28 protein-coding genes are annotated in these 25175 nt (G+C 49.3%); all 28 read left to right on the top strand.

Features of this window, described 5'->3' with window-relative positions:
* Positions 1–5 precede the first annotated feature (5 nt).
* Complete coding sequence (gene uvrA / locus M3202_RS11055) at positions 6–2882, top strand: excinuclease ABC subunit UvrA (RefSeq protein ID WP_251223397.1); 2877 nt, start codon at positions 6–8, stop codon at positions 2880–2882.
* Between the two features lie 189 nt (positions 2883–3071).
* Positions 3072–4163: a DUF4097 family beta strand repeat-containing protein gene (locus tag M3202_RS11050; RefSeq protein ID WP_251223396.1), complete on the top strand. Its 1092-nt coding sequence runs from the start codon at positions 3072–3074 to the stop codon at positions 4161–4163.
* 10 nt (positions 4164–4173) lie between these two features.
* On the top strand, positions 4174–4380 hold the full coding sequence (locus tag M3202_RS11045; RefSeq protein WP_251223395.1) for a PspC domain-containing protein: 207 nt from the start codon (positions 4174–4176) through the stop codon (positions 4378–4380).
* On the top strand, positions 4377–4721 hold the full coding sequence (locus M3202_RS11040; RefSeq protein WP_251223394.1) for a phage holin family protein: 345 nt from the start codon (positions 4377–4379) through the stop codon (positions 4719–4721). The genes M3202_RS11045 and M3202_RS11040 overlap by 4 nt, the downstream gene beginning before the upstream one ends.
* A 219-nt stretch (positions 4722–4940) precedes the next feature.
* Complete coding sequence (gene hprK / locus M3202_RS11035) at positions 4941–5879, top strand: HPr(Ser) kinase/phosphatase (protein ID WP_251223434.1); 939 nt, start codon at positions 4941–4943, stop codon at positions 5877–5879.
* 14 nt (positions 5880–5893) lie between these two features.
* Complete coding sequence (gene lgt / locus M3202_RS11030; RefSeq protein WP_251223393.1) at positions 5894–6754, top strand: prolipoprotein diacylglyceryl transferase; 861 nt, start codon at positions 5894–5896, stop codon at positions 6752–6754.
* A 29-nt stretch (positions 6755–6783) separates the two neighbouring features.
* Positions 6784–7737, top strand: coding sequence for a nucleoside recognition domain-containing protein (locus M3202_RS11025; RefSeq protein ID WP_251223392.1), 954 nt, complete (start codon positions 6784–6786; stop codon positions 7735–7737).
* The gene (ppaX, locus tag M3202_RS11020) at positions 7727–8374 is read left to right on the top strand and encodes a pyrophosphatase PpaX (RefSeq protein ID WP_251223391.1); all 648 of its coding nucleotides are present in this window, start codon (positions 7727–7729) and stop codon (positions 8372–8374) included. The genes M3202_RS11025 and ppaX overlap by 11 nt, the downstream gene beginning before the upstream one ends.
* Entirely contained in the window at positions 8371–8880 is a 510-nt protein-coding gene (locus M3202_RS11015; RefSeq protein ID WP_251223390.1) for an acyltransferase, read from the top strand. The genes ppaX and M3202_RS11015 overlap by 4 nt, the downstream gene beginning before the upstream one ends.
* Before the next feature lie 74 nt (positions 8881–8954).
* A complete protein-coding gene (locus M3202_RS11010; RefSeq protein ID WP_251223389.1) occupies positions 8955–9371 on the top strand; it encodes a disulfide oxidoreductase in 417 nt (138 codons plus the stop codon).
* Positions 9372–9848 (top strand): thioredoxin family protein, encoded by a 477-nt coding sequence (locus M3202_RS11005; RefSeq protein ID WP_251223388.1) that lies wholly within the window; start codon positions 9372–9374, stop codon positions 9846–9848.
* A 258-nt stretch (positions 9849–10106) separates the two neighbouring features.
* Positions 10107–10583 (top strand): 2-thiouracil desulfurase family protein, encoded by a 477-nt coding sequence (locus M3202_RS11000; RefSeq protein WP_251223387.1) that lies wholly within the window; start codon positions 10107–10109, stop codon positions 10581–10583.
* A gap of 74 nt (positions 10584–10657) precedes the next feature.
* Positions 10658–10963 (top strand): putative quinol monooxygenase, encoded by a 306-nt coding sequence (locus tag M3202_RS10995; protein WP_251223386.1) that lies wholly within the window; start codon positions 10658–10660, stop codon positions 10961–10963.
* A gap of 217 nt (positions 10964–11180) precedes the next feature.
* The gene (locus tag M3202_RS10990) at positions 11181–12419 is read left to right on the top strand and encodes a Zn-dependent hydrolase (protein ID WP_251223385.1); all 1239 of its coding nucleotides are present in this window, start codon (positions 11181–11183) and stop codon (positions 12417–12419) included.
* A 270-nt stretch (positions 12420–12689) separates the two neighbouring features.
* Positions 12690–13871 (top strand): ATP phosphoribosyltransferase regulatory subunit, encoded by a 1182-nt coding sequence (locus M3202_RS10985; RefSeq protein WP_251223384.1) that lies wholly within the window; start codon positions 12690–12692, stop codon positions 13869–13871.
* A gap of 1 nt (position 13872) precedes the next feature.
* Complete coding sequence (hisG, locus tag M3202_RS10980) at positions 13873–14511, top strand: ATP phosphoribosyltransferase (RefSeq protein WP_251223383.1); 639 nt, start codon at positions 13873–13875, stop codon at positions 14509–14511.
* Positions 14508–15782: a histidinol dehydrogenase gene (gene hisD / locus M3202_RS10975; RefSeq protein ID WP_251223382.1), complete on the top strand. Its 1275-nt coding sequence runs from the start codon at positions 14508–14510 to the stop codon at positions 15780–15782. Before hisG ends, hisD begins: the two co-directional genes overlap by 4 nt.
* Complete coding sequence (hisB, locus tag M3202_RS10970) at positions 15779–16369, top strand: imidazoleglycerol-phosphate dehydratase HisB (protein ID WP_251223381.1); 591 nt, start codon at positions 15779–15781, stop codon at positions 16367–16369. The genes hisD and hisB overlap by 4 nt, the downstream gene beginning before the upstream one ends.
* A gap of 3 nt (positions 16370–16372) precedes the next feature.
* Positions 16373–17017, top strand: a complete 645-nt coding sequence (gene hisH, locus M3202_RS10965; protein WP_251223380.1) for an imidazole glycerol phosphate synthase subunit HisH — start codon at positions 16373–16375, stop codon at positions 17015–17017.
* On the top strand, positions 17010–17744 hold the full coding sequence (gene hisA / locus M3202_RS10960; protein ID WP_251223379.1) for a 1-(5-phosphoribosyl)-5-[(5-phosphoribosylamino)methylideneamino]imidazole-4-carboxamide isomerase: 735 nt from the start codon (positions 17010–17012) through the stop codon (positions 17742–17744). The genes hisH and hisA overlap by 8 nt, the downstream gene beginning before the upstream one ends.
* Before the next feature lies 1 nt (position 17745).
* On the top strand, positions 17746–18504 hold the full coding sequence (gene hisF / locus M3202_RS10955; protein ID WP_251223378.1) for an imidazole glycerol phosphate synthase subunit HisF: 759 nt from the start codon (positions 17746–17748) through the stop codon (positions 18502–18504).
* Positions 18501–19133 carry a bifunctional phosphoribosyl-AMP cyclohydrolase/phosphoribosyl-ATP diphosphatase HisIE gene (gene hisIE / locus M3202_RS10950; protein ID WP_251223377.1) on the top strand — a complete coding sequence of 211 codons (633 nt, stop codon included), beginning with the start codon at positions 18501–18503 and terminating at the stop codon, positions 19131–19133. The genes hisF and hisIE overlap by 4 nt, the downstream gene beginning before the upstream one ends.
* A 464-nt stretch (positions 19134–19597) precedes the next feature.
* Positions 19598–20155, top strand: a complete 558-nt coding sequence (locus tag M3202_RS10945) for a hypothetical protein (protein ID WP_251223376.1) — start codon at positions 19598–19600, stop codon at positions 20153–20155.
* Between the two features lie 206 nt (positions 20156–20361).
* Complete coding sequence (locus M3202_RS10940) at positions 20362–21402, top strand: tetratricopeptide repeat protein (protein WP_251223375.1); 1041 nt, start codon at positions 20362–20364, stop codon at positions 21400–21402.
* A gap of 94 nt (positions 21403–21496) precedes the next feature.
* Positions 21497–22441: a thioredoxin-disulfide reductase gene (gene trxB, locus M3202_RS10935; RefSeq protein ID WP_251223374.1), complete on the top strand. Its 945-nt coding sequence runs from the start codon at positions 21497–21499 to the stop codon at positions 22439–22441.
* A 333-nt stretch (positions 22442–22774) separates the two neighbouring features.
* Positions 22775–23239, top strand: a complete 465-nt coding sequence (locus tag M3202_RS10930; RefSeq protein ID WP_251223433.1) for an NUDIX hydrolase — start codon at positions 22775–22777, stop codon at positions 23237–23239.
* Positions 23240–23263: 24 nt separating this feature from the next.
* Positions 23264–24160 carry an RNase adapter RapZ gene (gene rapZ / locus M3202_RS10925; protein ID WP_251223373.1) on the top strand — a complete coding sequence of 299 codons (897 nt, stop codon included), beginning with the start codon at positions 23264–23266 and terminating at the stop codon, positions 24158–24160.
* Positions 24157–25104 (top strand): gluconeogenesis factor YvcK family protein, encoded by a 948-nt coding sequence (locus M3202_RS10920; RefSeq protein ID WP_251223372.1) that lies wholly within the window; start codon positions 24157–24159, stop codon positions 25102–25104. The genes rapZ and M3202_RS10920 overlap by 4 nt, the downstream gene beginning before the upstream one ends.
* Positions 25105–25175: the final 71 nt, after the last annotated feature.

The following is a 25175-nucleotide window of genomic DNA, read 5'->3' as shown; positions in this document are numbered from 1 at the left end:
GGACCTTGGCATTAGAAAAGATCGTCGTAAAAGGAGCACGCTCTCATAATTTAAAAAACATTGATGTGACCATTCCGCGGGATAAACTTGTCGTATTGACAGGACTGTCGGGCTCAGGAAAGTCCTCTTTGGCTTTTGATACGATTTACGCCGAAGGGCAGAGACGGTATGTCGAGTCGCTCTCGGCGTACGCGCGCCAGTTTTTGGGCCAGATGGATAAGCCGGATGTCGATGCGATTGAAGGCTTGTCTCCGGCCATTTCGATTGACCAGAAAACAACAAGCCGTAACCCGCGTTCAACTGTTGGCACAGTGACGGAGATTTTTGATTATTTGCGTCTGCTGTATGCGCGGATTGGGCGTCCGGTTTGTCCGAAGCACGGGATTGAGATTTCTTCGCAAACGATTCAGCAAATGGTTGATCGTCTGATTGAATACCCTGAACGGACGAAGATGCAAATTCTCGCTCCGCTCGTGTCCGGCCGGAAGGGAACCCATGTCAAAGTGTTGGAGGAAATGAAGAAGCAGGGCTATGTCCGGGTCCGGGTTGACGGAGAAATGCGTGAGATTGCCGAAGATATTGAATTGGAAAAAAATAAAAAACACAGCATTGAAGTTGTCATTGACCGGATCGTGATTAAAGAAGGAATCGAAACCCGGCTTGCCGACTCATTGGAGGCCGCCCTCGCTTTGGCTGATGGCCGGGTGCTCGTTGATGTGATTGATGACGAAGAACTGTTATTTAGTCAGCATCACGCCTGCCCGGAATGCGGGTTTTCGATACCGGAGCTTCAACCGCGGATGTTTTCATTTAACAGCCCGTTTGGCGCTTGTCCTTCATGTGACGGACTTGGTGTGAAGCTGGAAGTTGATCCAGAGCTTGTTGTACCGGATCGGACTAAGACGTTGCGTGAGCATGCGATTGCCGCGTGGGAGCCGACAAGCTCGCAATATTATCCACAGCTGCTTGCGGCGGTTGCCGAGCACTACGGGATTGACCTTGATACTCCGGTTGAGCAGATTCCCGAGGCGCAATTTGAAAAAATTTTATACGGCAGCGGCAAGGAGAAGATTTATTTCCGCTATGAAAATGAATTTGGACAAGTGCGTGAGAATATGATCGTTTTTGAAGGCGTGATTCCAAATATTGCCCGGCGCTATCACGAAACAAGCTCTGATTATATTCGCGAGCAGATGGAAGCCTATATGACGCAGAAACACTGTCCGACTTGTAAAGGGTATCGTTTAAAGCGCGAAGCTTTGGCAGTGTTTATCGGCGGGAAGCATATCGGTCAAGTCTCTTCGCTCTCTGTAAAGGATGCGATGCGCTTCTTCGAGAGCCTCGAGCTGACTGAAAAAGAAACGGCAATTGCCCGTCTTATTTTAAAGGAAATTAATGACCGGCTTGGCTTTCTCGTGAATGTCGGTCTTGATTATTTGTCTCTCGGACGGGCGGCGGGAACATTATCAGGCGGCGAAGCGCAACGGATCCGCCTCGCGACGCAAATCGGTTCCTCTTTAATGGGCGTGCTTTATATTCTTGATGAGCCGTCCATCGGCTTGCACCAGCGTGATAATGACCGCCTGATTAAAACGCTTGAGCATATGCGTGACCTCGGCAATACGCTGATCGTCGTCGAGCATGATGAAGATACGATGATGGCCGCCGATTATATTATTGACATTGGGCCGGGAGCCGGGATTCACGGCGGTTACATTACAGCTGCAGGAACGCCGGCTGAAATTCAGGAAAATGATCAGTCATTAACGGGACAATATTTGTCGGGGAAGAAATTCATTCCCGTTCCAGCTTCACGCCGACCGTCGAATGGCCGGAGCTTCACGGTGAAAAAAGCAAGTGCAAACAATTTGCAAAATGTAACGGTCTCTTTTCCCCTTGGTCAGTTTATCGCCGTTACCGGTGTTTCCGGCTCGGGCAAGAGCACGTTAATTAATGAGATTGTCTATAAATCGTTGGCGCAAAAGCTGCACCGTGCGAAGGATAAGCCTGGTGAGCACAAGGAGATTGTCGGCCTTGAGGAAATCGACAAGGTGATTGATATTGACCAGTCGCCGATCGGGCGGACGCCGCGCTCCAATCCGGCGACGTATACAAGCGTATTTGACGATATTCGCGATGTGTTCGCGATGACGAACGAAGCGAAGGTACGCGGCTACAAAAAAGGCCGCTTCAGTTTCAATGTGAAAGGTGGCCGCTGTGAAGCGTGCCGCGGCGACGGGATTATTAAAATCGAAATGCACTTTTTACCGGATGTCTATGTTCCTTGTGAAGTATGCGGCGGCAAACGCTATAATCGCGAAACATTGGAAATCAAGTATAAAGGAAAAACGATTGCCGATGTCCTGGAAATGACCGTCGAGGAGGCCGTCGAGTTTTTCGCCAACATTCCGAAGATCAAGCGAAAAATCCAGACGCTCGTCGATGTCGGACTTGGCTACGTCCGCCTTGGTCAGCCGGCGACGACGCTCTCCGGCGGGGAAGCCCAGCGGGTTAAACTCGCTTCCCAGCTTCATAAGCGGGCAACGGGACGGACGATTTATATTCTCGATGAGCCGACGACGGGACTGCACGTCGATGATATTGACCGGCTGTTGAAGGTGTTGCAGCGTCTCGTGGATAACGGCGATACGGTGCTTGTGATTGAGCACAATCTGGATGTGATTAAAACGGTTGATCATATCATCGACCTCGGACCGGAAGGCGGCGATAAAGGAGGGCAAATTGTCGCTGAGGGGACACCGGAACAGGTGGCTGAGGTCGAGGGTTCTTATACAGGGCGCTATTTGAAGCCGATTCTTGAGCGTGACCGCGCAAGAATGGAAGAGCGGATAAAAGAAAAGGAATTACAGAGTCAACAGTAGTATAAACTAGAGTGACTTGTAAGAAGTTGTTTTTGATGGCTGCCAGACGGGTATGTCGAACAATGAAGAAACTATGTAAAGTTTTGCCCGGTTGTTGAAACCTGTTGCCTTTTTCGTCCGTATAACAATGGTAGAGTGGGATGTTACTGATAGCTGTCTGATTTCACCAATTAAGGAGTGAGTCGAATCATGGAAGAACGTAAAATGATTTTGAAAATGATTGAGGATGGAAAGATTACAGCAGAAGAAGGTCTCAAGCTGTTGGAAGCCATTGATAAGGGAGAGAAGGAGCAGCAGGAGACGGGTGTCTCGACGAAAGTGAACTGGGATGAAGGAGAGAGCTACCGGAAGCGGGCCCGTCAGACGACGACTTCTGCCGCCAATATGTTCACTTCCTTTATCGAAAGCACGATTCAGAAGATTAAGGATGTTGATCTGGACTTCAACTTTGGGCCGGCGATTGAGATTGACCACATTTTTCAGCATCGCGAAAGCTCGCCGACAGCGCTCGATATTTCGCTGGAGAACGGTTCATTGTCTTTCCAGCCATGGGATGAACCCGATGTGCGGATTGAGTGCCAGGCAAAGGTTTACCGGGTGAAGGACAGCGAAGAGGCACGACGCTTTTTCTTACAGCAGTCAACGTTCCGGGTGAATGAAAATAAGCTGATGTTCCATACGAAAACAAAATCGATGAAGGTGCAGGCGACTGTCTATGTGCCGCGGACAACCTTCGACCATATTAAGCTGTATACGTTTAACGGTCAAATAAATGGAAAGGGAATCGACGCTGACACATTGGATGTCAATGCGATGAATGGCGCGATTTCCTTTGAACAGGTCCAGGCGAAAAAGGTGATCGCCGAAACGGTTAATGGGGCAATTGAATATAAGGATACGACGATTGATGTCATTGATGTAAAAACAATTAACGGAGGCATCACCTTAGCCGGTACGATTCAAGATCTCGACGCGGAAACCGTCAACGGCTCGATCACGTATGAAATGGCAGGGCTGACTGAATCAGGCTACGCGGATTTGAAGGCGACGACCGGCAGCGTTCATTTGTTCGTGCCGAAGAAGCTTCGGGTCGAAGGAAAGCTAAAAACGAATGTTGGCAGCTTCGCCGTTGGGCTTGCAGACTATGAAGTGCTGGAGGAGAAAAAAGAGTTTGCCCAGAAAACATTAAGCTTTATCGGCAATCAGGACTCTTCTCCGCGTGTCAAAATCAATGCGCTGACAAATACAGGATCCATTCATGTGAAGGATTTATACGAATGAGGTGAGGAAAGTGAAAAAGCGACTTTATCGATCGCAGTACGACCGGAAAATTGCCGGTGTCTGCGGGGGATTGGCGGAATATTTCTCGATTGACGCGACGATTATCCGGCTGATCGCTGTGTTTTTATTAATTGTGACGGTTGGTTTTCCAATGGTGATCGGCTATGTGATTGCCGCCGCGATCATCCCGAATGACGAGGACGTGAATCAGGCGTGAGGTGGTTAGCCGGTCTGTTACTCAATGCTGTTATTTTAATTGGGATCTCCTATCTGTTCGACGGCTTTGAGCTTTCCGGTTTTACAGCAGCGATTATCGCCAGTTTTCTCTTGTCAATTGTTAATGCGATTGTCAAGCCGATCCTCATTGTGCTTACGCTGCCGATTACGATTTTGACACTCGGTTTGTTTTTATTCGTAATCAGCGCATTCACCTTGTTGTTAACCGCTGCTTTGATGGGCGATGCCTTTTCGATTAGCGGCTTGGGGACGGCTATTATAGCGGCTGTTCTGATCGCGTTAATCCAGTCATTCGTCGTGAAGCCGATCCAAAAAGGATAGGGACGACAACGTGGCAGCTCACCTATTCCTGCTTTCCGTTTCAGCTTACATGCCAAGTTGAAGGCCTGGGCCAAAAGGGACAACGAACCTTTTGGTCCAGGCTCTTTGCTTTTTAGACCAATGGACTTTTCGGATTTCTGTCAGGTTTTGTGCTAATATATAGGATGTATAAGATAGGAAAACGGTTAGGAAGCTTACGTGAAAGCGAGGGAACTAGCAGTGGATAAGGTAACCGCAAATAATTTACTGGAGGATTTTCAATTCGAGCTTTTAGCTGGTGAAGAAGGGATTTATCGCCCGATTACGACGAGCGATATTTCACGGCCGGGAATTGAGATGGCCGGGTACTTCACCTACTATCCGGCAAGACGTCTTCAATTGCTTGGACGGACGGAGCTTGGCTTCTTTAAGCAGTTGAGCGATCAAGAAAAAGAGAACCGGATGGAAAAGCTCTGTACATATGACACACCGGGGATTGTCATTTCCCGTGATTTGGAAGCGCCGAAAGAGCTGCTCCAGGCAGCCGAGGAGTTTGGTGTGCCGATTTTGCGTTCCAGCATGCCGACAACGCGATTAAGTAGTATTATTACAACCTATCTTGAAAGTAAGCTGGCGCCGATGACGGCGGTTCACGGTGTGTTAGTCGATATTTATGGAATCGGCGTCCTGATTACTGGAAATAGCGGCGTCGGAAAAAGCGAAACCGCCCTTGATTTAGTCAGAAGGGGGCATCGTCTCGTCGCTGATGATTCAGTCGAGATTCGCCAGGAGAATGAAGGGACATTGGTCGGGCGTTCTCCGGATTTGATCAAGCATTTGCTTGAAATTAGAGGACTCGGTATTATTAATGTCATGACGTTGTTCGGCGCAGGGGCGGTACGGCCTTATAAGCGGATCACCCTCTGTATTCATCTCGAGCTGTGGGATCAGAACAAAGCCTATGACCGCTTGGGGCTTGAAGAAGAAAAAATGAGGATTATCGATACTGAAGTGACGAAGCTGACGGTGCCTGTCCGTCCTGGACGAAACTTAGCCGTTATTATTGAAGTCGCGGCGATGAATTTCCGTTTGAAGCGGCTTGGCTTTGATGCGGCACAGGAGTTTTCCGAACGGTTAACGGGCGTTATTGAGGCCGGCGATCATGATGAATTTAAATAAAATGAGGTGGCAAGATGGAGGAAACAATTGAACCATTAAGTAGGATTTTTCTTGAATTAGGTCCGATTCGGATTTACTGGTACGGGGTGATTATCGGTGTCGGCGTCCTGCTTGGCTATTTACTGGCAGCGAGGGAATCCGTTAAGCGGGGAATGCCGAAGGAAACATTCGCCGATCTGCTTCTTTATGCGATTCCGATTTCGATTATTTCGGCCCGGATTTATTATGTCATCTTCCGCTGGGAGCAGTTTGCCGACGATCCGATTCGCGTTTTCTATATATGGGAAGGCGGAATTGCGATTCACGGAGCGCTGATCGGCGGGGTGCTGACAGCTTATTTCTTCACAAAAAAACACAACCTCTCCTTTTGGCAGCTCGCTGATGTTGCGGCACCTAGCATTCTGCTCGGGCAGGCCATTGGCCGCTGGGGAAACTTTATGAACCAGGAGGTGTACGGCGGCCCCGTCACGAGAGAATTTCTTGAAGGCCTGCTGTTGCCGGAGTTTATTATTAATCAAATGTATATTGATGGTACTTATTATCATCCAACCTTTCTTTATGAATCATTGTGGAGTCTGGCGGGCGTTGTCCTGCTTTTATATTTACGGCGTCTCAACCTGCTTCAAGGGGAAATCTTTTTCACGTACGTCATCTGGTATTCAGTCGGCCGCTTTGTGATCGAAGGAATCCGGTTAGACTATTTGCTGATTGGCGGCGTGCTCAGAACCGCTCAGGTTATTTCGGTCGTCCTGATCGTCGGTGCGGTCATTCTTTGGATTTATCGCCGGAAACAGGCGGACACTCCGCGCTATCACGATCCGGCTCTTCCACCTAAGCAGCAGCGGAAAGGACGCTCAAAAAAGAAAAAGAAATAACTGGAGAGAAAAGAGTGGAGGAGAGACAAATGGGTGTAGTAAAGAGAGGCTTGCGCGTCGGGTTGGAAACGACTTGGACATTAGGCAAGATTATATTCCCGATTACGCTGATCGTGACGATTTTAGGCCATACGCCGGTTCTTGATTGGATCGCGCGACTACTGGCGCCGGTAATGGGCTGGATCGGCTTGCCGGGCGAGGCGGCGATTCCGCTTGTCCTGGGGAATATTTTGAATTTATACGCTGGAATCGGCGCGATTTTGACGATGGACTTAACCGTCAAGGAAGTCTTCATTCTTGCTGTGATGCTTTCATTCTCGCATAATTTGCTCGTAGAGTCGGCAGTAGCCGCCAAAGTCGGGGTGCGGATGTCGGTCATCCTTGCCGTGCGCATCGGGCTGGCAATCGTCGCTGCGTTTGTCATCAATCTTTTCTGGCAGGGCGGCCAGGAAATGGCCCAATACGGCTTTGTATCCGCTGCTCAGCAGCCGGAGCTCAACAGCTGGCTGGCGATTGGCTGGGACGGCGTCACAAGCGCGGCGCTCGGGATTTTTCAGCTTGCGCTAATCGTCATCCCGTTAATGGTTGTGATTCAGGTGATGAAGGAGCGAAACTGGATTAAAGTGATGGCGAAAGCGATGAGGCCGTTAACGAAGCTGCTGCGCGTGCAGGAAAATACGTCAACAACATTAGTCTCCGGCCTGACGATCGGCTTGGCATTCGGAGCCGGCGTGATCATTCAAGCCGCTAAAGAAGACGGGATTTCCAAAAAAGATATGTATTTGATCGTCATCTTTCTTGTCGCCTGTCATGCCGTCGTTGAAGATACATTAATCTTCATTCCGCTCGGTATTCCAGTATGGCCGCTCTTGATTATCCGCATCGTTACCGCGATTTTGCTGACGCTGGCGATTTCCGTCATTTGGGACCGGGTTGAGAAAAAACAAAAGCTGGAGAGAAAGGAAACGAGCTATGAATATTGAGACACTACTCTTTGATTTAGACGGCACGTTAATTAATACAAATGAACTGATTATCGCTTCATTTCTTCATACGCTTGACAAATATAAGCCAGGCGAATATACACGCGAGCATGCGATTGACTTTATCGGTCCCCCTTTAATTGACAGCTTCCGCAAAGTTGATGCCGAGCGGGTTGATGAGATGATTGCGACGTACCGCGCCTTCAATCATGAAAAGCATGATGAACTGGTCGAGGAATACGAAGGCGTGTATGAAACGGTCGAACGCCTTCACGAGCAAGGCTATAAGCTGGCGATCGTGACGACGAAAATTAGAAAGACTGCTTTGATGGGACTGAAGCTGACAGGGCTTGACCAATTTTTTGACGTCGTCATCGGTCTCGATGATGTGACAAAAGCGAAGCCGGATCCCGAGCCTTTGGAAAAAGCGTTAGCCGCCCTTGGCGCAAGCAAGGAAACGGCGATGATGATCGGTGACAGCCACTATGACGTGCAGGCCGGTAAGAACCTCGGCATTCCAACGGCGATCGTCGGCTGGTCGATTAAAGGAGAGGAAAACATTCGCTCTTATCAGCCTGACTATATTTTATCGAATATGCGCGATCTGCTGGCGATCATTGGAGCGGACGAATCATGAGCAGAAAAACAGAGCGTTTTCCTGTTGAAACGGCGAATTCACTCTGGCATATTTACAAAACGGTTCCTTTTTGGAAAGTCATGAAAAATTTCATCATTATCCAGCTGGCTCGTTATACGCCCTGGCCTCGTCTGAAAAACTGGCTCTATCGAACATTTTTGAAGATGAAAGTCGGTGAGGAAACAGCGGTCGCGTTAATGGTGATGATGGATATTATGTTTCCCGAGAAGATTTCAATCGGGCGCAACACGATTATCGGCTACAATACGACGATTTTGGCCCATGAGTATCTCATTAAAGAGTATCGCCTCGGTGATGTGGTGATCGGTGATGAGGTGATGATCGGGGCAAATACAACGATCCTGCCCGGCGTGACCATCGGCAGCGGCGCAATCGTCTCGGCGGGAACGCTCGTTCATAAAGATGTGGCTCCAGGCACTTTTGTTGGCGGCAACCCGATGAGAGTGATTCGCAGCGTGACAAGTCAGCCGGAGGAAGAATGGTAATCATATAACTTTACTTTTGTAAGTGGGGCTGTGTAAAATGAACGTGGACGCTGGAGATAAAGTGGGGAAGAGAGATGAGTAAACAAAATGAGCAGCTGCTGATGATCGCTTGGCTTTTGTCTTTGATTGCCACGCTTGGCAGTTTGTATTTTTCTGAGATTGTTGGCTATATACCATGTGAATTGTGCTGGACTCAGCGGATTTTTATGTACCCCATCCCGATTATTCTCGGGGTTGCGCTGATTAGAAAAGAGACCGCTGCTGCTTTTTATGTGCTGCCGTTGGCCGTGATTGGCATGGGCTTCTCGATTTATCATTATTTGCTGCAAAAGGTTGATGCGTTGGGCCAGACCGATTCCTGCGGCCTTGTCCCGTGTGCAATGGAGTATATTAATTATGCCGGTTTTATTACGATTCCATTTCTTGCCTTAACCGCTTTTGTGGGAATCACGATTTGTATGGTTATGTTAGTGAAGAGGAGAGGAAAGTAAATGAAGAAGCTTTTGGTTTACGGCGGAATTGTTGTCGTTTTATTCGCCGCTTTGGCTATCGTCACTTCAATGAAATCGCAGCAGGCGTCAGAAGGAAATCCATTTGGAAAAGAACGCCTTGACCCGAGTACGATAAAGCAGCTCGATGACCCGCTGTATCAAAATATCATTTTGCCGGACGAGCTGCAGGCCAGCCTTGAGAATGGGGAAGACAAAACGATTTATTTCTATTCGCCGACTTGTCCGGCTTGTCAACAGACGAGCCCTGTGCTTGTTCCGACAGCGGAAGAAATAGGCGTAAATCTTGAACTGCTTAACGTGCTTGAATTTGAAGAGGCGTGGGCGGACTTTGGCATTAACGTGACGCCGACCGTGATTCACTTTGAAAATGGGGAAGAAGAATCACGGCTCGAAAGCTCGCAAACGAAAGAAGAATACGAGCAGTGGCTCAGTGAGCGTGCTGACAGCGCATCATAAGCGCATAAAGGTTGCACCACAGGCAAAGTATGCCTAAGGGGCAGCCTTTTTCTGTTGCGGTTTTTGGAAAGGGCAGTGGTTTTGTGCTAGGCAGAGCTTGAGACAAAGCTAGCGGTTGACCTATTGGCAATGGCTTTTCTCGCCACTCACACCGGACTTTAAAAGATCGTGGCGGATCCGCACATTGCTTCAAAATAGAAAAACGAAGAGCGTGTTTTTCTTTTAAGTAAACGTTTGTTTAATGGGAGGTGGGGTTGGATGATTGTTGTGAGTTCATGTTTGGCGGGGCAGCCGGTTCGTTATAATGGGACGGACAGCTTACATGAAGAGATTAGAAGATTAGTCAGTGAAAAGAAGGCGCTGGCCCTTTGTCCGGAGCTTCTTGGAGGCTTTGACACTCCACGCGATCCGGCGGAAATTGTCGGCGGAGACGGGAATGATGTTCTTGACGGGCGGGCGAAGGTAGTTGAGAAATCAGGCCGGGATGTGACGGCCCAATACATTGCAGGCGCACAAAGGACATTCCGTGTCGTGAAAGAGCTGCGGGCGAAAGCGGTGATTCTGAAAGAAAGCAGTCCTTCCTGCGGCAGCGCGCTGATTTATGACGGACAATTCCGCGATCGGCGTATCGCTGGCAGCGGGGTGACGACCGCCTTATTGCGGCGGCACGGTATCGAGGTTCTTTCGGAAGCTGACGCGGCGGAATGGTTGCGCGAACAAAGTAAAAAGGTTTAGCAGATCAAACGAGCGGGGTATAAGCGTAAGAGAAGGTAGCATGCTGCATGTGATACGAAAAGGAGGACGGAAGTATGGTGAATGTCGGATTGTATGTACGGTTGGAAGCCAAGCCTGAAAAGGAGGGCGAGATTGAAACGTTTCTGCGTGGAAGTCTGCCGATTATTCAAAGCGAAGAAGAAACGGTGGCATGGTTCGCCTTGCGCCTCGGACCGACGACATACGGGATCTTTAACGCCTTTCCCGATGATGCGGGACGACAAAGGCATTTATCGGGACTTGTTGCCGAAGAATTGATGAGAAACGCCCCCGATTTCTTCACACAGCCGCCAACGATTGAAAGTGTCGATGTTCTCGCTGTCAAGCTGCCCCAGCAATAATAGTCTGCAAGTCACGCCAGCCCATACCGAAGAGGCAGATCTCTTCGGTATGGGCTTTGCTTTTAGGTTAAAGCCCGGTCTAAGAAACCAATAATAATTCAGAATAGTAAATTATTAATAGTCAAATTAAATATTTTATGTAATAATGATATTAATATACAAGTTAATGATTTAATAATATCATTCTGCTAAAAAAGATACCGAGGAGTGAAAGGAAATGAGGAAGCAAAAGCTGGTCATCAACGGAGAGCGGTTACGAAAGTCGTTAGAGCAGTTTGCCGATTTTGGGAGGACGGAAGGAAATGGAGTGACCCGGTTGGCGTTATCTGAAGAGGATCGACTGGCGCGCGATCATTTTGTTTCATGCTGTAAGGAGCTGGGCATGGAGGTCAAAGTTGATGACATGGGAAACATTTATGCGACGCTTGCCGGAGTCGAGGATAAACCGCCGATTGTGATCGGTTCCCATCTTGATTCGGTGAAAAAGGGTGGTCGCTTTGACGGCGTGCTTGGTGTGTTAGCCGGTTTGGAAATCGTTCGGACGTTAGTTGACCATCAGGTGAAGCCGCAAGTTCCAATTACAATTGTCAATATGACCAATGAAGAGGGGGCGCGCTTTGAACCGTCGATGATGGCATCCGGGGTTCTTTCCGGTAAATTTGATAAAGCGGCGATGATGGAAAAGCGGGACACGGACGGCGTTACCTTTAGAGAAGCGCTCGATGAAATCGGCTATGCCGGTGATGAAAGAAACCGGCTCAGGGAAGCGGCGGCTTTTCTCGAGCTTCATATTGAACAGGGGCCTGTACTTGAAAGCGAGGGACTGCCGGTCGGGGTGGTGGAATGTGTCTTAGGGATGGTCTGCTATGAAATTGAAGTGAGCGGAGAATCAGATCATGCCGGGACGACGCCGATGGGGATGAGAAAGGATGCTCTTTTTGCAGCAAATCATTTCATTACAAAGGCGCGGCAGCAATTAAATCAACTTGATCCGGAGCTCGTCTATACGATGGGGAGGATGAATGTTTGGCCGAATATTCATACGGTCATCCCGAATAAGGTTGTATTTACGCTGGAAGCAAGGCATAAGGATGCAGAGGAGATTCGCCGGGTCGAGGAGATCGTACAGGGAATTGCGACAATGGAAGATCATGAAGGCTGCGAAGTCAGCGTAACGAAGCTATGGAGCCGGGATACCGTCTGGTTTGATGAGGAAATATGCAATCAGCTTGAGCAATCAGTCAAGTCGCTCGACTATCCGTACAAGCGAATGGTGAGCGGAGCCGGTCACGACGCGCAATTTCTCGCCAGCTACATCCCGTCAGCGATGGTTTTTGTTCGCAGTAAGAATGGGAAAAGCCATTGTGAGGAGGAGCTGACAACATGGGAAGATTGTGAAAAGGGCGTCAATGTATTGCTCGAAACAGTGATGACAATGCTCGAAAAAAAGGCCTAATAATCCAGACTTCACTGCCTTAGCGGGGTGTGCCAAAAGGAAACAAATCCTTTTGACGCACTCCTTTTTTTCATTTGCCGAGATAGTCGTTTCTTCTTTCGAGGAAAAGAGGGGAAATTGACTGAAATGTGATAAAATTGGGGGAGATTTTTTGTTGACGGGCTACGAGGAGAAGAGTACACTATGAATATGCTTTATCTTGGTAGCATATTAGCGAACTAAAGTAAAATATAATGATAGACGTAAAGAAAGTGAAATGGGGGTTCAGTAATGTCAAAGCCGTTTATGTTTGAAAAGCCGCTAGGAATGCGGGATACGTTACCTGAAATGTATGAGACGAAAAAGCAAATACGGACGCAGCTGGAAGCAGAAATGGAAGCATGGGGCTATCAACTGATTGAGACGCCGACGTTGGAATATTATGAGACCGTTGGTGTCGCTTCGGCGATTTTGGATCAGCAGCTTTTTAAACTGCTTGATCAGCAGGGCAATACGCTGGTCCTTCGGCCGGATATGACTGCGCCGATTGCCAGACTGGTCGCCTCAAGCTTAAAGCAGGCCGCCTACCCATTGCGCCTCGCCTATCAATCAAATGTTTACCGTGCCCAGCAGCATGAGGGCGGGAAGCCTGCCGAATTTGAACAGCTTGGAGTAGAGCTGATCGGCGATGGCACAGTCAGCGCTGACGGAGAAGTCATTGCGCTAATGATCGCTTCGTTAAAGCGGGCCGGCTTGTCACATTTTAAGGTAGCGATCGGGCATATTGGCTATGTGAACGCTCTTTTGCTTGATATTGTCGGCAATGCTGAACGGGCCGATACGTTACGCAGATTTCTGTATGAAAAAAATTATGTCGGCTTTCGTGAGCATGTGAAAAACCTGCCATTATCGTCGATTGACCAGCGTCGGCTTCTCGGTTTGCTGAAGCTGCGCGGCGGCAAAGATACACTTGACTCAGCGAAAGAGTTAATTTCGACCGAGCAGGGAATGTCGGCATTGGCCGAGCTGGAGGAATTGTGGAATGTTCTGGAAAGCTACGGCATTGAGGATTTCGTCAAGCTTGATTTAAACCTCGTCCTGCATATGAGCTATTATACGGGAGCGGTTTTTGAAGGCTATGGCAGCAAGCTCGGTGTCCCGCTTTGCAGTGGCGGACGATATGATGAGCTGCTTGGCAAGTTTAAGCGGCCGGGGCAGGCGACCGGATTTGGTCTGAGACTGGACTTGCTGGTCGAAGCAATCGGAAAAACTGCGCCAAAGCCAAAGCAAACATGTATTATGTTCAGCAAGGAAAGACGGGCCGAGGCTTTTCAGGAGGCGGCGCGATTACGGGAGATGGGCGAAGCGGTCATTCTGCAGGATATAGCCGGCGTCGTCGATGTCGACCGGATGTCTGAGCAGTTTGCTGATGTGCTCTATTATATTGGAAAGGCAAAGAGAGGAGAGGCGTGACATGTCAGAATGGTTAACGGTAGCAATGCCGAAAGGGCGGATTTTTGAAGAAGCGGTGGACTTGCTGCGGAAAGCGGGCTACAATCTCCCGGCCGAGTTCGATGATTCGCGCAAGCTGATCGTCGATGTACCGGAAGAAAAGCTCCGCTTCATTCTGGCGAAGCCAATGGACGTCCCGACTTATGTCGAGCACGGCGTCGCCGATGTCGGTGTTGCCGGGAAAGACGTCATGATCGAGGAAGAGCGCGACGTCTACGAAGTGCTTGATCTTGGAATCAGCGCCTGCTATTTAGCTGTTGCCGGGCTTCCAGGCTATGAAAAGTCGGATATCAATCCAAAGGTTGCGTCCAAATATCCGAATTTAGCGACGCAGTACTTCAAGGAGCAGGGTGAGCAGGTGGAGATTATTAAGCTTAACGGCTCAATTGAGCTGGCCCCGTTAATTGGTCTTGCTGACCGGATTGTCGATATTGTTTCGACAGGGCAAACATTAAGAGAGAACGGTCTCGTCGAACTGGAAACGATTGTCCCGATCACCTCGCGTTTAATTGTGAATCCGGTCAGCTACCGGATGGAGGATGAACGGATTGATCAAATGGTCGAGCGCCTATCCCGCTTAATTGAGGAGGAAGAGGAATGAGAATGGTCAAGGTCGAGGCATCGGTCAGCCTCAGACGCGATTTGGATACAGGAACAGAAATGCAGCGTGATGCTGTCGATAACATTATTACGCAAGTGATCGAGCAGGGAGATCACGCGCTTTATACGCTGACAAAAACGCTGGACGGAGCGGAGCTTGACCAGCTGCGCGTGACAGAAGCGGAAATGGAAGCGGCTTATGCGCAAATGGATGAGGAACTGATCGGAGCACTTCGTGAAGCGATGACCAACATTCGCGACTTTCATCAGCGGCAGCTGCGGCAATCATGGCTGACGACGAAAGAGGATGGCACGATTCTCGGCCAGCAAATAACGGCACTGGATTCAGTTGGCGTCTATGTGCCGGGTGGGAAAGCGGCGTATCCGTCTTCGATTATGATGAATGTCATCCCAGCCCAGGTTGCAGGGGTGAAACGGATCGTCATGGTATCGCCGCCGCAGGCTGATGGAAGCTTGCCGGCCGGTGTGCTTGTAACCGCAAGTGAATTGGGCGTGGAGGAAATTTACAAGGTTGGCGGCGCCCAGGCGGTCGCTGCGCTTGCCTACGGAACGGAAAGCATCACACCGGTTGATAAAATTACCGGACCAGGCAATATTTACGTCGCCTTGGCAAAGCGGGCGGTATTCGGCAAGGTCGATATCGATATGATCGCCGGCCCGAGCGAAATTGTCGTACTGGCGGATGAGACAGGCGACCCGGGGTATATTGCCGCCGATCTGCTCTCACAGGCCGAGCATGATGAACGAGCTTCGGCCGTGCTCGTGACGACCTCAAACGAGCTGGCGGAACAAGTTTCAGTAGAAGTCGAAAAACAGCTGGCGCTTTTGCCACGGAAAGACATTGCTGCCGCCTCGATTCGCGATTACGGCGTCATTTATGTAGCGCGGGACATCGCCGAAGCCATTCATGTCGTCAATGAGCTTGCGCCTGAGCATTTGGAGCTGTTGACGAAGGAGCCGATGAACCTTGTCGGTAAAATCCGTCATGCCGGAGCGATATTTGTCGGCTCGTATAGTTCGGAACCGGTCGGAGACTATTTCGCCGGACCGAATCACGTCCTGCCGACGAACGGCACGGCGCGCTTTTCCAGTCCGTTAAATGTTGATGATTTCATTAAAAAATCAAGTATTATTGCCTACAGTAAAGAAGCCTTGGAGGCGAACGGTTCGAAAATTTCCGCCCTCGCCCGCTTGGAAGGACTCGAAGCTCACGCCAGAGCAATTGATATCAGGTTGGAGGGAAACAAATGACAGAGCGACGCGCACAAATTGAACGCAATACAGGTGAAACGCAAATCAAGCTCGATTTTACAATTGACGGAGAAGGAAAATCTGAGCTTGAGACGGGGGTTCCGTTTTTAACACATATGCTCGACTTGTTCACAAAGCATGGTCATTACAACCTAATGGTGGAAGCGAATGGGGACACGGATGTCGATGACCATCATACAACAGAAGATATCGGCATCGTCCTCGGACAGGCGATCAAGGAAGCGCTCGGCGATAAAAAAGGGATTCGCCGTTATGGCAACGCCTTTGTGCCAATGGATGAAACGTTAGCCCAGGTTGTCGTTGATTTAAGCAATCGTCCTCATTTGGAGTTTCGCGCTGAATTTCCAAAAGAGAAGGTAGGGACATTTGATACGGAGCTCGTCCATGAATTTATGTGGAAGCTGGCGCTTGAGGCGCGGATGAACCTTCATGTCATCGTGCATTATGGCTTTAATACGCATCATATGATTGAAGCGGTATTCAAAGCATTGGCACGCGCTCTCGATGAAGCAACAAGTATAGACGAACGGGTGAAAGGCGTCCCGTCAACGAAGGGATTGTTATAAAACATGATTGGCATCGTCGATTACGGAATGGGAAATTTGCATAGTGTCAGCAAAGCGCTCGAACGGCTTGAACTGCCGTATGTCTTAACGGATGATAGTGATGTTTTACAAAAAACGGACGGGTTGCTGCTGCCTGGAGTCGGGGCTTTTCCTGATGCGATGGCGACATTGAATCAAATGGGACTTAGCTCCTTTTTACGGGAATGGGCCGAGGCTGGCAAGCCGCTGCTTGGTATTTGTCTTGGCATGCAGCTTTTATTTGAAGAAAGTGATGAACACGGACTGACGGAAGGGCTAAAGCTGCTGCCGGGACGTGTGGAGCGCTTCAGCGGGCAGACGGCTGATGGCGCAAGCTACAAAGTGCCGCATATGGGGTGGAACAAGCTGACGTTTCAGCAGCCGGGCCATCCGCTGCTCAGAAATGTCGAAGAAGGCCATGTCTATTTTGTCCATTCATATGTCGTCAAGGAAGGAAGCCGCGATGTGCTCATTGCGACGAGTGAGTATGACGGAACCGTTCCGGCGGTCGTCGGACGGGACAACGTCCTCGGCACTCAATTTCATCCGGAAAAAAGCAGCCATGTCGGGATGAGCATTCTTCGCAATTTTGGTGAGCTAGTCGCACAAGGAGGCAGAAAAAGTGAGTAAGTTTGTCATTTATCCAGCAATTGATATGCGTGACGGGAAGTGCGTTCGACTGAAGCAGGGCGATTATAATGAGGAAACCGTCTATGGCGATTCTCCGTTCGCGATGGCGCAGCAGTTTGTCGAAGAGGGAGCGGAATGGATTCATATGGTCGATCTGGACGGGGCCAAGGCAAAAAAAAGAATTAATCATGAGTATGTTCTTCGGGTCGCCAAAGAGCTAGACGTCCGGGTCCAGGTTGGCGGCGGCATCCGCACAGCGGACGATGTCGCTTATTATCTCGATCAAGGAGTCGACCGTGTCATTCTTGGCAGTGTCGCCGTCAACGATCCGGCATTTACGAAAGAGATGCTCGCTACATATGGAGGAGAACGGATTGCGATCGGTCTCGACGCGCGGGACGGCTATGTCGCGACGGAAGGCTGGCTGGAAACGTCATCTGTTAAAGCTGAGACGCTGGCGCAGGAGCTGGCCCGCTTCGGAGCAGAGGTGTTTATTTTTACCGACATTTCACGTGACGGAATGCTATCAGGGCCGAACACAGAAGCGATTACGGCGCTCGCTGAAGCAACAGGAAAGCAGGTCATCGCTTCCGGAGGTGTCAGCTCATTAGCGGATTTAACGGAGCTTCGTCAACGTTCGAAGCGCGGAGTGAGCGGCGCGATTGTCGGAAAGGCGCTCTACACGAATCAGTTTACGCTTGCCGAGGCGTTGAAAGGGGAGGAGTAGAATGCTGACAAAACGTATTATTCCTTGCCTTGATGTAAAAGAAGGACGCGTTGTGAAAGGCGTGCAGTTCGTCGATCTTCGCGATGCCGGCGATCCGGTCGAGCTGGCGGCGTTTTACGATCAGGAAGGCGCCGATGAACTCGTTTTTCTTGATATTTCCGCCTCGCATGAAGGCCGGGAAACGATGATTGAAGTCGTCGAGCAGGTGGCGGGGACGCTGGCGATTCCGTTTACGGTCGGCGGCGGGATCAACTCTCTTGCCGATATGAAGCGCGTGCTGCGCGCCGGCGCCGATAAAGTGTCGCTTAATACAGCGGCTGTCAAGCGTCCGGAGCTGATTCGCGAGGGTGCGGACTTTTTTGGTTCGCAATGCATCGTCGTCGCGATTGATGCGAAGTATGATGCCGAGCTTGGTTCGTGGCGGATTTACACCCATGGCGGACGAACACCGACTGACTGGGAGGTTGTCGCTTGGGCGCGCGAAGCCGTCCGGCTTGGAGCAGGAGAAATTTTGCTGACGAGCATGGATCAGGACGGAGCGAAGACCGGCTTTGATCAGGCCTTAACGAAAACAGTCAGCGAAGCTGTGACCGTGCCCGTGATTGCCTCCGGCGGGGCAGGGAAAAAGGAAGACTTCGCCGCTGTTTTTCAGGAAGCGAAGGCGGACGCAGCGCTGGCAGCTTCGATTTTTCATTATAAAGAAACATCAGTCGCCCAGGTCAAGGGGTACTTAAAAGAGCAGGGAGTGAGCATACGATGACAACGCAAGAGATCAACTTTGATAAGAACGGCCTCGTTCCGGCAATCGTCCAGGATGCCCAAAGCAAGGAAGTGCTGACGTTAGCTTATATGAACAAGGAGTCGCTCGAGAAATCGCTGGAAACGAGGGAGACATGGTTCTATTCACGCTCGCGCCAGGAGCTGTGGCACAAAGGGGCAACCTCCGGCAACACGCAGAAAATTGTTGATATCCGCTTTGACTGCGATGCCGACGCGCTTGTCGTCCTTGTAGTACCGGCCGGCCCGGCCTGCCATAAAGGTGTGTACTCGTGCTTTAGTGACTCCTTGCTGACGGAGGAAAAGAACGAGACAAGCCAAGACCGCTTTGCGATTATTAATGAGCTGGAGCAGGTTATCGCCAAACGGGAAGCGGAAATGCCAGAGGGCGCCTACACGACGTATTTATTTGAAAAAGGCGTCGACAAAATCCTGAAAAAAGTAGGAGAAGAAGCGGGCGAAGTGATTATCGCCGCGAAAAACCGCGATCACGAAGAGTTGAAATGGGAAGTCGCCGACCTCCTCTATCACCTTCTCGTCCTTCTGCGCGAACAAAAACTCCCCCTCGACCAAGTCCTAAGCGTCCTCGAAGAACGCCACAGCAGCTCATAAAAAAAGCCCGGTTTAGGCTTTTTTTATGAGCGAACCCTCTAGCGAAGCCTGCCCCAACAGTTCTTTACCAGTGTTCTTCTGGTGAAGACGGGCAGAGCGAAGCGAGGGAAAGCCCGGTTTAGGCTTTTTTTATGAGCGACCCCTCCAGCGAAGCCTGCCCCAACAGTTCTTCACCAGTGCTCTTCTGGTGAAGACGGGCAGAGCGAAGCGAGGGAAAGCCCGGTTTAGGCTTTTTTTATGAGCGACCCCTCCAGCGAAGCCTGCCCCAACAGTTCTTCACCAGTGATTTTCTGGTGAAGACAGGCAGAGCGAAGCGAGGGAAAGCCCGGTTTTGGCTTTTTTTATGAGCTAAGAAAGTATAAAACTTTCAGGTAGATTCGAGGAAGGGCGCCGGCTTCGCGTGTTACACGGATGGCAGGCTTGGCTAAGTTGGGTAAAAGACAAAACTAGCCAGGAGAAAATCAATGAGACGAAAGCTAATAATCTCATCTATAATCGTATGTCTCTTCTTGTTTTACGTGTTTCTTCATCAACGTGATCCGCACGAAGGGGACATCTATCGAATAACGGAACCGTGGACGATGCAGGTGACGGATGTTCTTGCCATTGAGCAGATCGATGATGACTGGTTTGTCTTTTTTCGAACGAGCGACTTTCTCCAACTTGGGAGATTAGAAAAGAATCTGTTCGGGACGTGGGATCTAGTTGACTTTCACCAAGGTGAGGCTTTGTTGGGAAGTATTCCAATCGAAGAGACAGACTCAACTGTCGTGTTAGGGGGCGCGGGTTATTCAGATGCCGGCTCAAATGAAAATAAGTCTTTTTTCTTTGGGATGATTGACAATCCTGCTGTCAATAAAGTGATTGTCGAACAAAATGAGAACCTGTATGAAATCACTGATTTTATCACCGGAACTGATCAGACACGTCTTTTTTTACGAATGACCGACGAAGAGATCCTGTCTTTTTCAATAACCGCGTACGATCATGATGGTACGATTGTTCATTCCTACCCACAGTAGCGGGCAAATAAGCACCGGAAATTTGATTAATATGAATAGTCTTTGCCAAAAACATGAACTGCTGCAGCTCATGTTTTTTTATTTTACAATTCGTCATTTTTTTCGGAAGCTTTTTGATAGACGTGTTATCGAACAACATAGTACTGTTCATTGTTAAAATGATGTATACTAGGTGGTATGATGAGAAGCTGGAGGACCATAACTTCATGGATGTAACACCACAAAATGAACAAAACAAACGCAAGGTCGTTCCATTGTATCAAAACGGCGATTATTTTTTTCAACGCGGACTTGAGGCCTACCGCAAAAATCATTTGCAAAAAGCAGTCAGGCTTTTTGAACGAGCGGTAAAGCTCACAGCTCAGGAGCCTGTCTTTCGCATTCAGCTCGCGGCTGTGCTCTCGGAGCTCGGCGAATATGAGCGTTCCAATGATATTTTGCACGATGTCCTGAATGAAAGAGGGGACAAATTATCGGAATGTTATTTTTTCATGGCCAATAATTACGCTTATTTAGGTCTGTTTGAACAAGCGGAACGTGCCACTTTGCGCTATTTAGAGCTTCATCCGAATGAGCGTTTCTCTGCGGATGCGTATGAATTGCTCGACTTGCTGCGGTTTGAACGGGAAGAGGACGACGACTGGGAGGAATTGGACGCGCAGGAGGATGAGCTGGTTGCCAGACATGAGCATGCCCATAGACTGCTGCGAAAAGGGGAAGTTCAATCTTCCATTCCGATTCTGCAAGCGATTGTGAACGATCATCCAACCTGCTGGGCCGCTCACAACCATTTGGCGGAGGCCTTGTTCAGACAGGGGGAGCAGCGGGCATTTGCGATATGCGAAGCTGTATTGGAAAAGGATAAAGGAAATTTGATCGCCATTTGCAACCTGGCATTGTTTTATACCGAAAAAGGGGATGCTAAGCAGGCAGACCATTATATACGCACGTTAAAAAATGTCTATCCTCTTCAGGAAGATCACTATATCAAAATAGCCGAAACGTTATGCGCGGTCGGCCACTATCAGGAGGCCTATGAGAGGCTGAAGGAATTACAGCAATGGCAGCTGGAACAGAGGCCGGCGCTTCTCTTTTGTTATGCGGTCGCGCTTGCTCATGTCGGTGAGGAAAAAAAGGCGAAGCAGCTGATTGAACGGGCTGCGAGGCTTTCGTGTCGGCAAGCGGAGCGGTTTTTACAATCTAAGCTGTCGCTTAGTGAGCTACGGTATCAGATTTGGGCTGAATAACTGAGCAGGAAGTTAGACAAAGGGCCGCTTTTTGGCTACGATATGACTGGATAAAGATAAAAGTGAGTACAAGCTGGAAAAGGAGTGAAGAACCATGACTGAAGAAAAAGTATATGATGTCATTATCGCCGGGGCGGGACCGGCAGGAATGACGGCGGCCGTCTATACGTCACGCGCCAACCTGTCAACCCTCATGCTTGAGCGTGGTGTGCCGGGCGGACAAATGGCAAACACAGAGGATGTAGAAAACTATCCGGGCTTTGACCATATTCTCGGTCCGGAGCTTTCCAATAAAATGTTCGAGCATGCGAAGAAATTCGGCGCCGAATATGGGTATGGCGACATTAAAGAAATCGTCGATCAAGGGGAATGGAAGCTCGTGAAAGCGGGAAGCAAGGAATACAAGGCCCGTGCCGTCATCGTTGCTACCGGCGCGGAATACAAAAAGCTCGGCGTTCCCGGGGAACAGGAATTAGGTGGACGCGGGGTATCCTATTGTGCGGTGTGTGATGGTGCATTCTTTAAAGGAAAAGAGCTTGTCGTCGTCGGCGGCGGCGATTCCGCCGTTGAGGAAGCGGTCTATTTAACGCGCTTTGCCTCAAAGGTAACGGTTGTTCACCGTCGCGATCAGCTGCGTGCGCAAAAGATTCTTCAAGACCGCGCCTTTCAAAATGAAAAAATTGATTTCATCTGGAATCATGTCGTCAAGGAAATCAACGCGGAAAATGGCAAGGTCGGCAGCGTGACGCTTGAGAGTACAGAAACAGGAGAACAGCGCGAATTTAAAACGGATGGCGTCTTTATTTATATTGGATTGCTGCCGTTAAACAGCAGCGTGCTTTCCTTGGGAATCACTAACGACGAAGGCTATATCGTGACAAATGAAGAGATGGAAACGAAGGTGCCGGGGATTTTTGCCGCTGGCGATATCCGGGAAAAATCATTACGGCAAATTGTGACGGCGACAGGAGACGGTAGTTTGGCGGCGCAAAATGTCCAGCATTATCTGGAAAGCCTTGAAGAGAAGCTGAACGCTTGATCAAGATAAGAAACGTCATTCGTTCTTAATGCTTCTGTAACACATGTGAAATAAAAAAGGGTTACTATAGGATTAAGTAATTGACCCCCTTTTTTATATAATTGTTGCACGGACCTTTGCGTCCGTGCCCTTTTTTTAACTTCATTTCCTCCAGTTTCCTTGCTGCGCAAATAAGTAAGGGCTTACATCATACTGTTGCTTGTCACCTCAGTGCGTGTACCTTCCACATCCGGTGTAACTTTCACTTTTTCTTCTCACAGTGTATAGCTTAGGAATTGTGAGACGTTTGGATTAATTGTATAATAAGTGGATAGGAGAACTGAGGTGAATGGATTGCAACGAGTAGCAAACTGTATCTTGACATCAGGAAATAAAGCCCTGTTATTACAAAAGCCGAGACGCGGCTGGTGGGTCGCTCCAGGCGGGAAAATGGAACAGGGAGAATCAATAAAGGAAGCAGCAGAGCGCGAGTTTCGTGAGGAAACAGGTATTTCGCTTAAAGATTGCCAATTGCGGGCTGTGCTGACGATGATCATCATGGAAAATGACAAGCCGGTTAAGGAGTGGATGATGTTTACCTTTCAGGCCACCGACTATTCCGGCGAACTCCTTGCAACATCTCCTGAAGGAAAGCTTGCCTGGAAGGAAATCGGAGAAGTGAGCAATCTGCCGATGGCTGAAGGGGATAAGCATATTTTCCATCACATTTTAAAGGAAAAAGGGATGATGTTTGGCACGTTCTATTATACGAAGGATTTTGATTTACTATCTTATCGCTTAGAGCCTGAATATACATAAAAAAGGGATGGGGGGGAGCAAACGATGAAAGCGGAAAATGAAGAAATTCAAATTGTCATTATTACAGGTATGTCAGGGGCCGGAAAGACTGTAGCGATGCAAAGCTTTGAGGATCTTGGCTATTTCTGTGTTGATAATTTGCCCCCGGCGCTTATTCCAAAATTTGTCGAACTGATTGACGGCTCAAACGGAAAAATGAATAAAGTCGCTCTCGTCATCGATTTGCGCGGCAGAAAGTTTTTCGACCATCTTTTTGAAGCGATTGATTCAATTACGCAGCCGCCTGATATGAATCTGAAGGTGCAGATTGTTTATTTGGATGCGAAGGATGCGAAGCTCGTTCAGCGTTACAAGGAAACGAGACGCTCTCATCCACTTGCTCCGAACGGTCTTCCACTTGAAGGGATTCAGCTTGAGCGGGAAATGCTGGAGGAATTGAAAGGGCGAAGTCAGCAGATTATTGATACAACTGATTTGAAGCCGATTCAATTGCGCGAGCGTATTATTCAGCGCTTTTGTTCAACGGAGCGCCATCCTTTTTCGGTAAACATTATGTCATTTGGTTTTAAATACGGGATTCCGATTGACGCTGATCTCGTCTTCGATGTTCGCTTTCTGCCCAACCCTCATTACATCGACCATATGCGTCCGAAAACGGGGCTGGAGGAGGAGGTTTCCTCCTATGTGATGAAGTGGTCGGAAACGCAAACATTCGTGGAAAAACTGACCGATCTTCTTTCGTTTATGCTCCCGCAGTATAAGCGGGAAGGGAAAAGCCAGGTCGTCATAGGAATTGGCTGCACTGGCGGCAAGCATCGCTCGGTGACACTTGCGGAGTATTTCGGTAAAGCCTTCTCTGAAGAATATATGCTCCATGTCAGTCATCGGGATATTGACAAAGGGAAGGAAAGGATTACGTGAAAAAAAAGAATATTGTTGTCATTGGGGGAGGAACGGGCCTGTCCGTGTTGCTGAGAGGACTGAAAACATTCCCTGTTTCGATTACGGCGATTGTCACAGTCGCCGACGATGGCGGAAGCTCAGGCAGGCTGCGCAAGGAATTAGATATTCCGCCGCCGGGGGATGTCCGCAACGTTCTTGTCGCGTTAGCGGAAGTTGAGCCTTTAGTCGAGCAGCTCTTTCAACACCGGTTTGAAAACGGAAATGGCTTATCAGGTCATTCACTTGGAAATTTGCTTCTGGCCGGGATGACGTCGATTACAGGCGATTTTGCTCGGGGGATATCAGAGCTTTCTAAGGTGTTAAACGTCAGGGGAAAAGTCTATCCTGCGGCCAATCGCAGCATCGTTCTTCACGCTGAAATGGAGGACGGAAGCATTGTCACGGGGGAATCACAAATTCCGCGGGTTCACAAGAAAATCAAGCGTGTTTTTCTGACACCTGAGGAAGTGGAACCGTTGCAGGAGAGTATCCAGGCGATTGAGGAAGCAGACTTGATTGTCCTCGGACCAGGAAGCTTGTACACAAGCGTCCTGCCAAATTTACTCGTTCCGGGAATTTCGCAGGCGATCCGAAAGGCAAAAGCAAGAAAAGTGTATATATGCAATGTCATGACCCAGGAAGGTGAGACGGACGGTTATTCCGCTGCTGATCATTTGCAGGCGATTGTCGACCATTGCGGAGAGGGGCTTGTCGAAGACATTCTTGTCCACAGCTCACCCGTTTCATCCGCTTTGCAGGTAAGGTATGCGGAGGAAGGCGCGAGCCAGGTTGTCGTGGATCAGAACCGGTTACGTCATATGGGGGTCGAAATTATAGCAGACCGGTTTGTCCTGGAGTGGCATCATATGCTGCGGCATGATGCTGTGAAAGTATCCCATGCCCTGCTAAATCTTTCATCATAAAGTACGTATCAAGAGGTTGGCTGCTCGGAAGGTAGCAAAGCTGCCGCCCTCGGCCGAAAGGAGTGAGTACT

It is taken from the genome of Halalkalibacter oceani, assembly GCF_023715605.1.
GTDB classification, from domain to species: Bacteria; Bacillota; Bacilli; order Bacillales; family Bacillaceae_D; genus Halalkalibacter; species Halalkalibacter oceani.
Note: the sequence above shows the minus strand (reverse complement) of the source record. Positions and strands in the feature narration are given on the sequence as shown.